15 protein-coding genes are annotated in these 14,258 nt (G+C 37.4%); 6 read left to right on the top strand and 9 right to left on the bottom strand.

Annotated elements, in window-relative coordinates:
- The first annotated feature begins 31 nt into the window (after positions 1-31).
- Positions 32-1,066, top strand: a complete 1,035-nt coding sequence (locus L1I30_RS09835) for an App1 family protein phosphatidate phosphatase (RefSeq protein WP_236134116.1) — start codon at positions 32-34, stop codon at positions 1,064-1,066.
- A gap of 71 nt (positions 1,067-1,137) precedes the next feature.
- On the opposite strand, the gene L1I30_RS09840 is transcribed toward L1I30_RS09835, so the two are convergent.
- Positions 1,138-1,785: a sterol desaturase family protein gene (locus tag L1I30_RS09840; RefSeq protein ID WP_236134117.1), complete on the bottom strand. Its 648-nt coding sequence runs from the start codon at positions 1,783-1,785 to the stop codon at positions 1,138-1,140.
- A gap of 13 nt (positions 1,786-1,798) precedes the next feature.
- Complete coding sequence (locus L1I30_RS09845) at positions 1,799-2,413, bottom strand: deoxynucleoside kinase (protein ID WP_236134118.1); 615 nt, start codon at positions 2,411-2,413, stop codon at positions 1,799-1,801.
- 221 nt (positions 2,414-2,634) lie between these two features.
- Here L1I30_RS09845 and L1I30_RS09850 point away from each other — a divergent pair, with 221 nt between their 5' ends.
- Complete coding sequence (locus L1I30_RS09850; protein ID WP_236134119.1) at positions 2,635-3,558, top strand: DUF302 domain-containing protein; 924 nt, start codon at positions 2,635-2,637, stop codon at positions 3,556-3,558.
- Between the two features lie 24 nt (positions 3,559-3,582).
- Here L1I30_RS09850 and L1I30_RS09855 read toward each other — a convergent pair whose 3' ends face one another.
- Positions 3,583-4,506, bottom strand: coding sequence for an AraC family transcriptional regulator (locus L1I30_RS09855; RefSeq protein WP_308444056.1), 924 nt, complete (start codon positions 4,504-4,506; stop codon positions 3,583-3,585).
- Positions 4,507-4,611: 105 nt separating this feature from the next.
- On the opposite strand from L1I30_RS09855, the gene L1I30_RS09860 reads away from it, so the two are divergent.
- Together L1I30_RS09860 and L1I30_RS09865 are read left to right on the top strand one after the other, a co-directional pair.
- Entirely contained in the window at positions 4,612-6,111 is a 1,500-nt protein-coding gene (locus L1I30_RS09860) for an aldehyde dehydrogenase family protein (RefSeq protein WP_236134120.1), read from the top strand.
- 8 nt (positions 6,112-6,119) lie between these two features.
- Positions 6,120-6,485, top strand: coding sequence for a DUF779 domain-containing protein (locus L1I30_RS09865; protein ID WP_236134121.1), 366 nt, complete (start codon positions 6,120-6,122; stop codon positions 6,483-6,485).
- 30 nt (positions 6,486-6,515) lie between these two features.
- Here the strand turns inward: L1I30_RS09865 and L1I30_RS09870 are convergent, their stop codons facing one another.
- Positions 6,516-6,899, bottom strand: a complete 384-nt coding sequence (locus L1I30_RS09870) for a DUF6122 family protein (RefSeq protein ID WP_236134122.1) — start codon at positions 6,897-6,899, stop codon at positions 6,516-6,518.
- A 23-nt stretch (positions 6,900-6,922) separates the two neighbouring features.
- Positions 6,923-7,249, bottom strand: coding sequence for a DUF202 domain-containing protein (locus L1I30_RS09875; protein WP_236134123.1), 327 nt, complete (start codon positions 7,247-7,249; stop codon positions 6,923-6,925).
- Positions 7,250-7,467: 218 nt separating this feature from the next.
- On the opposite strand from L1I30_RS09875, the gene L1I30_RS09880 reads away from it, so the two are divergent.
- Positions 7,468-7,989 (top strand): DinB family protein, encoded by a 522-nt coding sequence (locus tag L1I30_RS09880; protein WP_236134124.1) that lies wholly within the window; start codon positions 7,468-7,470, stop codon positions 7,987-7,989.
- 5 nt (positions 7,990-7,994) lie between these two features.
- On the opposite strand, the gene L1I30_RS09885 is transcribed toward L1I30_RS09880, so the two are convergent.
- The 4 genes from L1I30_RS09885 to metK form a co-directional block, all read right to left on the bottom strand.
- The gene (locus L1I30_RS09885; RefSeq protein WP_236134125.1) at positions 7,995-8,441 is read right to left on the bottom strand and encodes a universal stress protein; all 447 of its coding nucleotides are present in this window, start codon (positions 8,439-8,441) and stop codon (positions 7,995-7,997) included.
- A gap of 19 nt (positions 8,442-8,460) precedes the next feature.
- Positions 8,461-9,381: a 2-hydroxyacid dehydrogenase gene (locus L1I30_RS09890; RefSeq protein WP_236134126.1), complete on the bottom strand. Its 921-nt coding sequence runs from the start codon at positions 9,379-9,381 to the stop codon at positions 8,461-8,463.
- A 24-nt stretch (positions 9,382-9,405) separates the two neighbouring features.
- Positions 9,406-10,770, bottom strand: coding sequence for an acyl-CoA dehydrogenase family protein (locus tag L1I30_RS09895; RefSeq protein WP_236134127.1), 1,365 nt, complete (start codon positions 10,768-10,770; stop codon positions 9,406-9,408).
- 130 nt (positions 10,771-10,900) lie between these two features.
- Positions 10,901-12,157: a methionine adenosyltransferase gene (gene metK, locus L1I30_RS09900; protein WP_236134128.1), complete on the bottom strand. Its 1,257-nt coding sequence runs from the start codon at positions 12,155-12,157 to the stop codon at positions 10,901-10,903.
- 761 nt (positions 12,158-12,918) lie between these two features.
- Between metK and L1I30_RS09905 the strand changes: the two genes are divergently transcribed.
- Entirely contained in the window at positions 12,919-14,211 is a 1,293-nt protein-coding gene (locus L1I30_RS09905; RefSeq protein ID WP_236134129.1) for an O-acetylhomoserine aminocarboxypropyltransferase/cysteine synthase family protein, read from the top strand.
- Positions 14,212-14,258: the final 47 nt, after the last annotated feature.

Raw genomic sequence — 14,258 nt, forward strand, 5'->3', positions numbered from 1 at the left:
TTAGTAGCAAACATTTAATCTACAATTAAAAATGCTTAAACGATTAAAAAAGATCTTCGGATTGTATAACACTATAGAAAATGTTCTAATTACCCCTTATAGAAGTTATGGTACGCATTCTCATCTATATGTTCTAGGAAGAGCTTTAGATGATATTCCTCTTAATATAGTTGAAGATCAATCGTTTTTCAATACTCTAAAAAATACCTATAAGCAGTTCGATAGCTTTGAAATACCTGATGTTCCTATTCAGCTTCGAATAAAGAATTCAGTGAGTTTGAATACCGTGTCAAATAGTGAGGGGTATTTTTTATTCAATGAAACCGTAAATAAAGACCTCTCACACTTTGCTAATGATGAAGGTTGGATAACTTACGATCTTAATTACACTAAGGAGTTAGGAGCCAGAACTAAATTAGCCAAAAAAGAATTTCAGGGTGAAATGCTTGTGCCGGATATCAATGCAGAATACGGAATTATTAGCGATATAGACGACACTATTCTCCATACAGGTGTCACTTCCTTTTTGAAGTTACGTTTGCTTAAAAACTCGCTGCTTACCAATGCGTATCAACGAATTCCATTAAAAGGTGCATCACATCTGTATCAAAAACTTCACTTGGGAAAAAGCGGAAAAAATAAGAATCCGGTGTTTTACTTGAGTAACAGTCCGTGGAACATGTATCAATATCTGAGATTGTTTTTAGACTTCAATAAATTTCCGAAGGGACCAGTACTTCTCAGGAACATTCGAGGTCCATTCGATAGATCACTTAAGCCGGAAAAACCCCATAAGCAAAAAGAGATCATTAATATTTTAAGTACGTACCCGCATTTAAAATTTATCCTGATTGGGGATAGTGGAGAGCATGATGCTTCAATATATACCGAAATCGCTGCTCAATACTCTGATAGGATCTTGGCAATCTATTTAAGAAGCGTTAACCATGAGAGACAAATGCAGCGGGTAAAGAGTATAGTGGATGACTTCGATACTACTCCGGTATTAATGGTAGATTCTTCTGTAGAAGCTGAGGAACACGCCAGAGAGAATGGATTTATTTAAAAATCATTTTACAGGTATAAAAAAAGACCTCGCTAATTTAGTGAGGTCCTTTTTTTATAAGATTGCTTTTTTTAATGACTAGCAGATTGCTCTACCGGGTTTTTTCGAGGCATGGTGCCAAATATTACATCCCATAAAGGAGAGGAAACTCCAAAGGCTTTATCCGGCTCTCTGTAATGGTGAATACTGTGGTGATGCCATAAAATCTTCAGGAAGTTATTAGGTACTTTAAAAGCATGAACCGAATAGTGAACGCCTAAATAAGCAGTATATCCCATCAGGAATCCCGCAAGGAATCCAAAGGCATAATCACCCATCACACTTCTGTAAATAATAAAGAATACCGTTGCTAAAATAAGACTTAATACCGGTGGCATTGCCAAACGATCTTTGTCTTTCGGGTAATCGTGATGTACCCCATGCATGGTGTATACAAATTTTTCTCGCTTTGGATTAGTTACCGGTAAGTGATACAGATATCTGTGCATTAAATATTCTATGAAGGTGAAAAAGAAAAATCCTCCTAAAAATAACAGGATCATGCTTGGAACTTCAAATCCTTTTTCAACAATCCCAAAATAAATGAGCACTGCAGATATCACCGAAAAAATGATAAGCGGAGCCGCAATATGAGTGTGAGTTAACTTTTCTAGAATTGGGTTTGAAAATAGCTTTGCCGAACCCTTATGCTTTGGTCTTTTATGTTTTGTTGCTTCCATGGTGTGTGAATTTTTAAAATAATCCGTGCAATTCAGCGTCAATTTTTGTGATAATTCCTCCCAAGTCTTCGGGGTTATCCACAAAATTTATATTGTCTACATCTATTACAAGCAGGTTACCTTTATCGTAATTATGCACCCAAGCTTCGTAACGTTCGTTTAGTCTACTAAGATAATCAATAGAGATTGAATTCTCATAGTCTCTTCCTCGCTTTTGAATTTGCGCGACTAGGTTGGGAATACTGCTTCGCAAGTAAATTAACAGATCTGGCCCTTCTACTACGCTTTCCATAAGATCGAATAAAGAACGGTAGTTCTCAAAATCTCTATTAGGCATCAAACCCATAGCGTGTAAGTTGGGAGCAAAGATATGAGCATCTTCGTAAATAGTTCTATCCTGAATAATTTGCTTTCCACTTTCTCTAATTTGTAAAATCTGGCGGAAGCGACTATTCAAAAAGTAAATCTGAAGGTTGAAAGACCAACGCTCCATTTTATTATAGAAATCTTCTAGATATGGGTTTTCCAGAACATCCTCATATTGTGGTTCCCAGTTATAATGTTTGGCTAATAGTTTGGTAAGAGTGGTTTTACCCGAACCTATATTTCCCGCAATAGCTACGTGCATATTCTTAAAATTTACGGCTGGTTAGATTTGAAACTGATCCATTAGAAATCAGCGCCGGTAAATATACAAGTTTTCAAATAAAAATAGGAGTGATGCAGCTCTTTGAAGCACTATAATTGCAAAGATTTTTTTCAGAAATAGGCAGCCTAAAGTTAAATCTTCTTAAATAGAAAATATACTTTTTAATTATCTCTAAATTTGAAAAAGATAATATGCTAACAATGAATAAACTGATTTCTGTTTTTTGTGTCTTCCTTTTCCTAATTTCATGTAGTGGCGATAGCTCGGGAGATGTTCTTTTACCTTCAGAAGTGCTAAATGTGCCCGGTACCCGGTATTCTGCCAGCAAAACCTCCTTTAATACCACCTATTCCAGTTTGAATAATGTTTTAGCGGAAGATGAGAGAATTAACGAGATTATAGAAGTAGACCTTGCTGCAAATGCTCGTAGTTTAGGCCGGGTATTACATCCGTTGAAAGTGGTGTTGTTTCAAAACCCGGAACTGGATTCCAATTTATTACAACGTAATCAATTAGCGGGTTTAGACCTCCCTCATAAAATCCTAGTGTATCAAAATTCTGATGATGTAGTATATGCGCTCTATAATAGTGTAGCCTATTTAGTATCTAGGTATAATTTACAGGAAACAGAAAATTTAGATCAAATATCAGAGACATTAGAAGGTTTAGCCACTTCAGCTACCAGTGCTGAGGTTAAAAGAGCTTCTAATATCACGGTGGAAGCTGAAGAAGGAATTATCACAAAAGTGAGCAATTTGAATTTTGAAGAAACTTATTCCAATTTAGTGAATGCTATTTCCCTGAATGAAAATTTTAAAGTTATAGGTGAAATCGATCACCAGACAAATGCTTCAGATGTAGGTGTTAACTTAAGCCCTACGAAGTTAATTTTACTTGAAAATATTGTTTTAGAAACATCGCTGGTGCAAAGCTCACAAACCTTAGCACTGGATCTTCCGCTAAAAATACTGGTTTGGGAAGATGAAGGAGGAATGGTTAAAATTTCATATAATAATCCTTTTTATCTGGAAGAGCGACACAGTATTACTAATCATCAAACTGAGTTGGAACAACTATTAGTTGCTTTAGATGAATTTTCATCTGTTGCTGCAGCAGCTAACTAAAGTCATAAACAATTCTCGGAAATTTTAATTATTTGACTTTACTAAGTTGCGATACTGGTTTGGAGTGATTTTTTCCAATCGCTTGAACTGACGGTTAAAATAGCTTATATTGTTAAAGCCGGATTTAAAAGCGATGTCTGAAAATTTGTTGGAAGTATTTTGAATAAGTCGTTTCGCAAATTTTATGCGTTCTGCATTAAGATAATCTATTGGAGATTCCCCTAAAGTATTTTTAAAGGTTTTATAGAAGTTGGAAGTGCTCATGCAGGCCTTATTTGCCAGTTTATCGACACTTATATTTTCTGTAAGATGATCCCTCATATACTTCACAATAAATACCATCCGGTTATTATCGAAAAGGGTAGAGTTATCTACAAGCATTAATTTAGCTTTTGTTTGCAGAAGTCTTATAATAAGCTCCTTCACCATAAGGTCTACCAACACATCTTTGGCTTTATTACTGCTTAAAAAAGTCTGGAAAATACGGTCTAGCACAAACTGAACCTGTTCATTATTGTTTAAATGAATGGAAGTAATATCAAAATTATGCGCGTCGTTTTCAAATTCTATTCGGGTGCTATCGTTAAAAAGTGCCACCGTTTCCCTGATCTTGTCCGGATCAATTCCTAAGGCCAGGCATTGTGTGGGGCGATCTATGGAAGCAATTGGAAAATCTATAATCATCTTTTCATTTGCAGGAAGCACTACAGATTCTCCCGGAAAAAACTCGAAAGGACTTTTATTCTTTAAGTGCATGATCTTTTTCCCGGAAAGCATGCTGGCAATTATAGGGAACCCAAACTGAAGATCTACTTTCTCTGTTGCTTTTTGAGTTTCAAAAACATTCAATTCTGCATGCTCGGCGCTATAAATTGTCCTGTTCTCAATAAAAGTATCGAGTTTTCGGGTACTTTGGTATTTTAACAAGTTCCTATTCAAGTGCTGCAAGAATTATGTATTTGATAGAAATGTAATAGTAAAAAGTAGAAAAGTTCAATTTTTTATAGGTTTAAATATAGAGATTTATAATCGAAAAAATCAATAAATCGTATTATGAATTACTCAAAACCAAGGTTTAAAGAAAAATATGGCAATTTTATAAATGGCAAATTTGTAGCTCCAGAAGATGGAGAGTACTTCGAAAATCATTCTCCCATAGATAATAAAGTACTTGCAAAATATCCCCGTTCTAAAGAGAGCGATGTTAAAAAAGCCATTGCAGCTGCCAATAACGCGAAGGATGCATGGGGAAAAACTTCTGCTGGAGAAAGAGCTTCCATTTTAATGAAAATTGCTGATGTTATTGAAGAAAATCTCAATGAATTTGCTCAAATGGAAACGGCTGATAATGGAAAGGCGATTCGTGAAACCGTGAATGCCGATGTGCCTTTGGCTGTAGATCATTTTAGATATTTCGCTTCTGTTATTAGAGCTGAAGAAGGCTCGGCTACAGAGTTGAACGAAAATACGGTCTCCTTAATCATTAGAGAACCATTAGGGGTAGTGGCACAAATTATTCCGTGGAACTTCCCGCTTTTAATGCTCGCCTGGAAAGTTGCCCCGGCCTTAGCTTCCGGAAATTGTATTGTATTAAAACCTGCTGAACAAACACCTGCTTCGGCAACATTTTTAGCAGAGAAAATTGCCGATCTTTTACCTCCGGGAGTTTTTAATGTAATTCATGGGTTCGGACCTGAAGCTGGAAAACCCTTAGCGTCAAGCGGGAATGTAGATAAAGTGGCATTCACAGGGGAAACAACCACAGGGCAGTTAATTATGCAGTATGCTTCCAAAAATTTGAATCCTGTTACCATGGAATTAGGCGGAAAATCCCCTAACATTTTCTTTAATAGTATTATGGATGAGGATGATGACTTTTTAGATAAGTGTATTGAGGGGGCTGTGCTTTTTGCATTCAATCAAGGAGAAGTTTGTACAGCTCCTTCCAGGTTACTTATTCAAGAGGATATCTATGACGCTTTTATTGAAAAAGTGATCGCACGTACAAAAGCTATTAAAATGGGCGATCCTTTTGATATGAGTACTATGATGGGCGCACAGGCATCTAACGATCAGTTTGAGAAGATACTCTCATATATCGATATAGGAAAAGAAGAAGGAGCGGAAGTCCTGGCCGGAGGAGCTGCTCAAAAGCTAGAGGGGGATCTGTCCAATGGTTTCTATGTGCAGCCAACTATCCTGAAAGGGCATAATAAAATGCGGGTATTTCAGGAAGAGATATTTGGCCCGGTAGTAGCAGTTTGTACCTTTAAAGACGAAGCCGAAGCTATCGAAATTGCCAATGATACACTCTATGGTTTGGGAGCCGGAGTCTGGACGCGAGATGCCCATCAGTTATATCAAATTCCACGAGCCATTAAAGCGGGTAGGGTATGGGTAAACTGTTATCATGATTATCCTGCACATGCTCCTTTTGGAGGTTATAAGAAATCTGGTTTCGGCCGTGAAAATCATTTAATGATGTTGAATCACTATCGCCAAACCAAGAACATGCTAATTTCTTACGATAAGAAGAAATTGGGATTCTTTTAAAAACAGCTATGGAATTTAGTAGAGTTGCCATCACCAAAGAAGCGGCAGAAGTAGTAGAAAAATTAAAACAGCAACATGGAGAAGTGATCTTTCACCAAAGCGGTGGTTGTTGTGATGGTTCCTCTCCAATGCTATTGCCTAAAGAAGATTTCTATATTGATGATAATGATATTTATTTAGGGGAAGTTTCCAAGGTGCCTTTTTATATGAGTCATGACCAATTTGAATATTGGAAACATACGCATATTACAGTGGCGCTCACCGATGGAAGAGGAGCGAGTTTTTCACTAGAAATTCCGCTGGGTAAACGCTTCATTATCAAATCCAGATTATTGAACGAGGAGGAAATAGCTTATCTCAAAGAAAATGAATAATTAAAACTCCTGTAAATTCTAGAGGGGTTTTTAATTTTTAAAGAGTGCCATCCATTCGTAGATTTTGGATTGGATATAACAAGTTTCGCATTTAGAAAAAGTCCAGAGACAATCTATTAAATCTGTGAACATATGAAAGAGCAGACCAATAAAAATAAGTTTAATAAGCTTATTTCTAATAACAATTGCCCCTATAATATATCCTAAAATGGCTATTTCTGAATGTAGTGGATGATAACCGATGCCGCAGCGGGTTGGATCAAACAGAGGGGTTGCAAAAATATGATCTATATCTACAGCCATGGTTGCAATTAGAATTAACCATGCCTTTTTCCAGTGTTGCTTATCATAGAAATAGGCAATTAGTCCAATTGCAAGAAAGTGTAAACAGTAATGAACTGCAGTTTGTAACATAATTTTAAGTGCTCTATGTTACATTATTTTTCCTGAAGTTGATCTTCCTCTTTCTCTGGCTGTAAAAGTTGTCTGAGTTTTCTATTCAAATGTACGTACCTATACGTTCCAACAGTGATGAATATGATACAGATGCCTAAAGATAAGTATCCTAACCATTCCACGTGTTCATATTCTTTTATTTGCAATAGTGCCAGACCTCCTAGAAAGGTATATAATGAAGATCTTATATAAGAAAGTAAGGTACGTTCGTTGGCTAGTTTGGTTCTTTCCAAAGCCAAATGCTCCCGGATCAATTTTTCATCGATGATCCTTGATTTGAAAGGGTTTAGGAGTTTTACGCGTCTCATTAACTATAGTTCTTTTTTGTCTGAATGAATTTTAGGAATTTCAAATACTTATAGAGAATTCTTACTGTTACCTTATTTCATTTTCTTTTATAAAGTCCCAAGCACTTGGTAGCTCCAATCTCTTTTCGGAAATCATAGAAATTCATTTATTTGAAAGTTAAAGATAGTATTTCTTTTATTTTTAATGACTTACTTTAAATTTTGAAATCGAGAATTTTATGGAAAATAAAAATCATGAAAAACTACCGGAAGTATGGCTTAGAGGAAGTATTCCGGAAGTTCCGGCATTGTTGCAACCTGCTGCTCACGCTTTGCTACAGGCAAGAGAAGATGTTTACAAATACACCCAGGATTTTCCTGACGTTTTTCTATGGCAAAATCCTGCTGGCAGGGCATCTGTGGGATTTCATCTTCAGCATCTAACGGGTGTTATAGACAGAATGCTCACCTATGCTTCCGCCAAACCCCTTTCTGAAAATCAGTTCAGTGCACTTAGAAGTGAAGGTGAACCAAATGAAAATATTCAAATGAGCCAGTTAGTTGCTGCCTTTAATGCGAAAGTAAACGATGCGATCCGCTATTTAAAAAATACTTCAGAAAGCATACTTACCGAACCTCGAACTGTAGGTAGGAAACAATTGCCTTCCACGGTGATCGGGCTGCTTTTTCATGCAGCAGAGCACAGTCAAAGGCATGTAGGGCAGCTGCTAGTTACAATAAGTGTATTAAAGCAGAAATAAACTCATTATTCAGCAATTGGAATAGCTAATAAAGGAATATTTCCTTTCTTCAGTAGTTCTAAAGAAACACTTTCGTTCAATAAATTATGCAAGAAGCTATGTTTATGTGTACCTACTATTAACAGGTCTGCATTAAGTTTTTCAGCTTCATTTATAACAGTTTGCACTGTAGAACCTTGAATAAGTAAAGCCTCCGATTCAATACTGTCATCAATAAAGGTTTTACAAAAACTTTGAAGTTTACGATGTTCCTCCCGCAATTCACTGGCTTTAAAATCCCGGATGTATTGAGGTCCGGGTTCGTACCCTACAAAGTCGGGATCAGGATCTGCCACGTGTACTACCCATATTTTAGCATCGAATTTTGCAGCTAGGCTTTCAGCATAGCCTAATAGGTCTCCAATAGCATCATTGAAGTCTATTGCTACTAATATGTTTTTTAGATCTTTCATATGTTCTGCATTTAGTTAATTAATAGCCTTTTGCTCTTTCAACTTTATTTAGAAGTGGTTCATCTTCGGTCATTCTTTCATAATTCTGTGCCACCTGTGCCGCTGCCGACTTAGGATTGGTAATGCTGGCTATATGTGGGGTGATCTTTATTTTAGGATGTTTCCAAAAGGCATGTTCCTGAGGAAGAGGTTCTGTTCTAAAAACATCGAGACTCGCTCCCGATAAATGTTCGTTATCTAACATTTCTAGCAAATCATGCTCTACCAAATGTTGACCTCTGGCCACATTTATAACATAAGCTCCCTGAGGTAGTTTTTCGAAAAGCTCTTTATTCAAAATATTCTCCGTTTCTTGTGTAAGAGGTAAAAGACATATCAGGACGGAAGTGTTGTTTAGAAATTGCTCTTGTTGTTTCTTTCCATGATAGGTTGTAATATTATTTACTTCTACAGGGGTTCTGGACCAGCCCGATACTTGAAAATTATTGTTTACAAGAGTTTGAGCTACGGCTTTTCCCAATACACCCATCCCCATAATTCCAACTGAAACTTCTTCTGGTCTTTTGTAATAGAATGGTTCCCAATTAATATTATTAAAGTGCTGAGAAAGATCTCTAATATGATCGAGTACCAAAGCCATAACAAAAGTGCTCATATCTCTGGTAAGTTGTTCGTCAACTATTCTGGTTATTGCAATGTTATCAGGGATTTCGGGATCACTGGTTATATGATCTACCCCTGCACCCATTGAAGCTATAACTTTTAAATTTGGGTAATTCCTGAATATTCCACGGGGATGTTTCCAGCTAACCACATATTCCACTTCTTCCTTATCATGTTCTTCCGGATAAATATAAATGTTCATTCCCGGATGATTGTTTTTTAATTCTTTAACCCATTCTTCCGGATTCTTCCCGGGACATATAACTAAAACTGACATTCTTTAATTTTTAATATTTATTGATTAGTTCACAAAAGCACTGTACCCTGTAATGGCTCTCCCTACTATAAGTGAATTTATTTCTTTTGTTCCTTCATAACTATAAATGGCTTCTGCATCAGCAACAAACCTGGCAACATCATGCTCAAGGAGAATACCATTTCCACCAAGCACCTCTCTTGCTCTGCTTACCACATCTCTGGTGCGCATACTGCAATATACTTTTGCTAATGATGCATGTTCATCGGTTAATAATCCTTGATCTTGTAATTCCGACAGTCTGTACACCATAGTTTGCATAGCTGTTAAATTAGAAAGCATTTCCACCAAATGATTCTGAACTAGCTGGTAAGAAGCAATGGGTCTGCCAAACTGTTCTCGTTTTTTGGTGTATTTCAAAGCGCTTTCATAGGCGCCCCTTGCACATCCCACGGCTTGCCATGCAACTCCGGCTCGCGTCATTTGTAAAACTTTGGCAGTGTCTTTAAAAGAATCGGCATACTTTAACCGGTCGCTCTCGGGAATCTTACAATCCGTTAGTGTTATTAAGGCATTTTGTACAATACGTAACGCCATTTTATCCTCTATTTTTTCGGCTTTAAACCCAGGATTATCTTTTCTAACTATAAATCCTTTCACTTGGTTTGAATCTTCATCTCTTGCCCAGATGATAATGATATCCGCAAAAGTGGCGTTTCCTATCCATTTTTTCTGTCCGTTCAAAACCCAGTTTTCTCCATCAAATTTGCAGGTGGTTTCCATTCCGCCAGCAACTCCGGAACCTACATTCGGCTCGGTAAGTCCGAAGGCTCCAATCTTCTCCAACTTTTGCATTTGTGGCAACCATTCTTCTTTTTGGGCTTCACTTCCACATAAATAAATGGATCCCATTGCCAGCCCACTATGTACGCCAAAAAAAGTGGAGATAGAAACATCTACCCTTGCCATTTCTTGTGCAATAACTCCTTCCATTAAAAAGGGGAGATTAGGGCAGCCGTAGCCTTCGTAAGGAATTCCGGTGATATTCAGGCTTTTGAATTTCTCTATAATCTCAAATGGAAAAGCAGCTCTGTTCCAATGATCGTTTACTAACGGTTTTACCTCATCTTCCATGAAGTTGCGCACCTTTAGTTGTAAGTCTCGTTGTTCTTTGGTAAGTTTTAGATCAAGATTGTAGAAATCTCCGTCTATAGGTGGTAGATCATGTTGCCCTTTTCTTCTCTTAGTCTTTAACATTTTCATCAAACCCTTGAGCTGATGTTCATCTAAATTACCCAATGTTTTCATGGCATCGCCTAAATCAATCTGTTTATTGATCTTGGCAAGTTGATCCATGTCTATCGATTTCAATAGATTAATGGTGTTTTTTACTTTTCCGAAAATAGACATGTGAAGAGGTTTTGATTCAACCTAAAATTAGGTATTTAAAACATGCCCTGTTGTTAAAGCTTTCCGAAGAAAAGACAAAAAAAAGACCGCCTAAGGGCGATCTCTCTATAAACGATATGTATCCAGATATTTAGAGTCCGAACGCTTCTTTTACTTTATCTACATAATCTAGTTTCTCCCAAGTGAAAAGTTCTACTTTTTTGGAGATCTTCCCGGAATACGGACTTTCAAAAATTTTGGTTACCGTTCTTGGCTCTTTTCCCATATGTCCATACGCTGCAGTTTCACGATATATAGGATTGCGTAATTTCAATCTGTCTTCAATAGCCGAAGGACGCATATCAAATATCTCTGCTACTTTCTGAGCGATCTCTCCATTGCTTAGTTTTACGTTCTTACTTCCGTAGGTGTCAACAAAGATAGAAGTAGGTTTAACTACCCCAATGGCATAAGAAACCTGTACCAAAACCTCATCTGCAACTCCTGCTGCAACTAAGTTCTTGGCAATATGTCTCGCCGCATAGGCTGCAGAACGGTCTACTTTACTAGGATCTTTTCCTGAAAAAGCCCCTCCACCATGCGCGCCTTTTCCACCATAGGTATCTACAATAATCTTTCTACCTGTAAGCCCGGCATCTCCATGTGGACCGCCAATTACGAATTTCCCGGTCGGATTTATATGATAAGTGATTTCATCATCAAATAATTCCTGAACATATTCGGGAAGTTGCGCTTTTACACGTGGTATCAAGATCTCGACCATATCTTTCTTGATCTTGTCCAGCATCTTAGTGTCATCCTCATCGAAATCGTCATGCTGTGTAGAAATTACAATGGCAACAATGCGCTGAGGTACATTTTCGTCGCTATACTCTATGGTTACCTGACTTTTAGAATCGGGTCTTAAGTATTCAATATCTTTTAATTCTCTTCTAAGTTTAGCTAGTTCAATAAGGATCTTATGTGAGATATCTAATGCCAGAGGCATGTAATTCTCGGTTTCCTTTGTTGCATAGCCAAACATCATTCCCTGATCCCCGGCGCCTTGCTCTTCCTTATTACCACGGTCTACACCTTGATTAATGTCTTGAGACTGTTCGTGGATTAATGAGATCACTCCGCAGGAATCTCCACTAAATTTATAGGCACCTTTGGTATATCCAATGTCATTTATAACCTCGCGGGCAATATTTTGAACATCCAAATAGGTGTTACTGCGTACTTCCCCAGCAAGAACCACTTGTCCGGTAGTCACTAAAGTTTCACAAGCCACTTTTGAATTTTCATCAAATGCTAAAAAGTTATCTAATAAGGCGTCGCTAATTTGATCTGCAACTTTATCTGGGTGTCCTTCAGAAACACTTTCTGAAGTAAATAAATAAGCCATTTTCGAAATTTAAATTAATAGTACGAGAACTATTTGACGTGAGAGGCTAGAGGAGTTTACACTGCTTTAGCATTTTATAAGGGTTGCAATCAGTCAAATCATTCCCTGTAATAATCAGGGGCAAATGTATGAATTTTGATTAAATTCCATACTTCTTTAACGTCATTTTAAAATCTGTTGGGCACTCCGCATCGCAAAAAGCTCGCGGCAGGCTCTCGCGACTCGCTTTTTAGCTCTAGAAATGTGAGCTAAAAGAGCTTAAACACTCGCTCCATCCTTAGTGCTTTGACAACAAAATAGTAGGCATTTAAACATTTTTTCAATAAAAGTTGTGAAAACATTTGGATACTAAGTTTTTCTGTCGTTAAATTTGTGAAATACAAAACAAGAAAATGAATCAAGTAATGTGCAATATGTGTATGATGATGTGGGGAAAACCTGCAGCGGACGCTATTGCATAACACTTAACTTATAAGATTTGCAAAGCCGCTGCCACCCGCAGCGGCTTTTTGCGTTTTTAGAATTAAAGAATATTAGAATAATAATTATGATCACCAACCCGGCAATACAAAATATGATGTGTGGAATGATGCAAATGTGTATGATGTACGCAACAAACCGCTATTGCCAAAAAATTAGGATATAAATTAGTTTATATAGTTCAATTCTAAAAGATCCCTTTGGCAAGCAAGCTGAAGGGATTTTTTTATTTCTAAAAAACCGAAGAAAATAAAATAATAACACATTAAAACTTTTCAATTATGAGCACTCAACAATTTTCAACAAACGCATTACATGCAGGTCATGACGTAACCACTAATGGAGGAACTCGCGCAGTTCCAATTTACCAAACCACTTCTTACGTATTTAAAGACTCTGATCATGCTGCAAATCTTTTTTCACTAGCTGAGCCGGGATTCATTTATACCCGTATTAATAATCCTACAAACGATATTTTGGAACAACGGCTCGCCGCTCTAGAAGGAGGAATTGCGGCAGTTGTAACAGCGTCGGGAACCGCAGCTATTAATACTACATTGCTTACATTGCTAAAATCTGGTGATCATATAGTAGCTTCTAGTAGTTTATATGGCGGCACTTACAATTTATTGAGTGTTACGCTACCTCGATTTGGAATCACCACCACTTTTGTAGATCCTTCTAATCCCGAAAATTTTGAAAAAGCAGCAAAGGGGAATACTAGGGCCTTCTTTATTGAATCTCTTGGAAATCCTAAATTAGATGTGCTGGATATTGCGGCAATTTCCACACATGCGAAAGCGCATAAAGTACCGCTTATTGTAGATAATACCGTGGCTACTCCGGCATTGCTGAACCCGATTGAACATGGGGCAGATATAGTGATACATTCTCTTACCAAATATATAAATGGAAACGGAACGGCACTAGGTGGTGTTATAATAGATGCCGGAAAATTTGACTGGGCAAATGGGAAATTTCCAGAATTTACAGAGCCTTCAGCAGGATATCACGGCTTGATCTATCATGAGGCGCTTAAAGAAGCAGCGTTTATCGCCAAGGTGAGAATTGAAGGTTTGAGAGATCATGGGGCTGCATTGAGTCCATTTAACGCTTTCCAAATTATCCAGGGCCTGGAAACCTTATCTCTTCGTATTAAGAAACATAGCGAAAATGCACTTGCACTTGCTACTTGGTTACAGCAACAAGAAGAGGTTACTTGGGTGAATTACCCGGGATTAAAAGAAAGCACTTATTACGAATTGTCGCAAAAATATCTACCTAATGGACAAAGCGGGATTGTAACTTTTGGTGTAGAGGGAGGTTTTGATTCGGCAAAAGTTGTAGCCGATGAGACCGCGGTTTTTTCTTTGCTTGCAAATATTGGAGACACAAAATCATTGATCATTCATCCCGCAAGTACAACTCATCAGCAGCTTAACGACGAGCAACAGGAATCTACAGGAGTGACCAAAGATTTAATAAGACTTTCTGTTGGATTAGAAGATCTGGAGGACTTGAAATCTGATCTGAAACAGGCTTTTTCTAAAATAGGTAAGAGAGTACTTCAATAGTAGATGTTAAAAAAAGCGAAGTGGATTTGACTTCTCGTATAAATTCA

Source organism: Gillisia lutea (assembly GCF_021568705.1).
Lineage (GTDB): Bacteria > Bacteroidota > Bacteroidia > Flavobacteriales > Flavobacteriaceae > Gillisia > Gillisia lutea.

Coding starts and splice junctions, on each gene's coding strand:
- L1I30_RS09905 (WP_236134129.1), top strand. CDS start 12,919: ATGAGCACTCAACAATTTTCAACAAACGCATTACATGCAGGTCATGAC.
- L1I30_RS09885 (WP_236134125.1), bottom strand. CDS start 8,441: ATGAAAGATCTAAAAAACATATTAGTAGCAATAGACTTCAATGATGCT.
- L1I30_RS09850 (WP_236134119.1), top strand. CDS start 2,635: ATGAATAAACTGATTTCTGTTTTTTGTGTCTTCCTTTTCCTAATTTCA.
- L1I30_RS09890 (WP_236134126.1), bottom strand. CDS start 9,381: ATGTCAGTTTTAGTTATATGTCCCGGGAAGAATCCGGAAGAATGGGTT.
- L1I30_RS09860 (WP_236134120.1), top strand. CDS start 4,612: ATGAATTACTCAAAACCAAGGTTTAAAGAAAAATATGGCAATTTTATA.
- L1I30_RS09880 (WP_236134124.1), top strand. CDS start 7,468: ATGGAAAATAAAAATCATGAAAAACTACCGGAAGTATGGCTTAGAGGA.
- L1I30_RS09865 (WP_236134121.1), top strand. CDS start 6,120: ATGGAATTTAGTAGAGTTGCCATCACCAAAGAAGCGGCAGAAGTAGTA.
- L1I30_RS09895 (WP_236134127.1), bottom strand. CDS start 10,770: ATGTCTATTTTCGGAAAAGTAAAAAACACCATTAATCTATTGAAATCG.
- L1I30_RS09875 (WP_236134123.1), bottom strand. CDS start 7,249: ATGAGACGCGTAAAACTCCTAAACCCTTTCAAATCAAGGATCATCGAT.
- L1I30_RS09840 (WP_236134117.1), bottom strand. CDS start 1,785: ATGGAAGCAACAAAACATAAAAGACCAAAGCATAAGGGTTCGGCAAAG.
- metK (WP_236134128.1), bottom strand. CDS start 12,157: ATGGCTTATTTATTTACTTCAGAAAGTGTTTCTGAAGGACACCCAGAT.
- L1I30_RS09835 (WP_236134116.1), top strand. CDS start 32: ATGCTTAAACGATTAAAAAAGATCTTCGGATTGTATAACACTATAGAA.
- L1I30_RS09870 (WP_236134122.1), bottom strand. CDS start 6,899: ATGTTACAAACTGCAGTTCATTACTGTTTACACTTTCTTGCAATTGGA.
- L1I30_RS09845 (WP_236134118.1), bottom strand. CDS start 2,413: ATGCACGTAGCTATTGCGGGAAATATAGGTTCGGGTAAAACCACTCTT.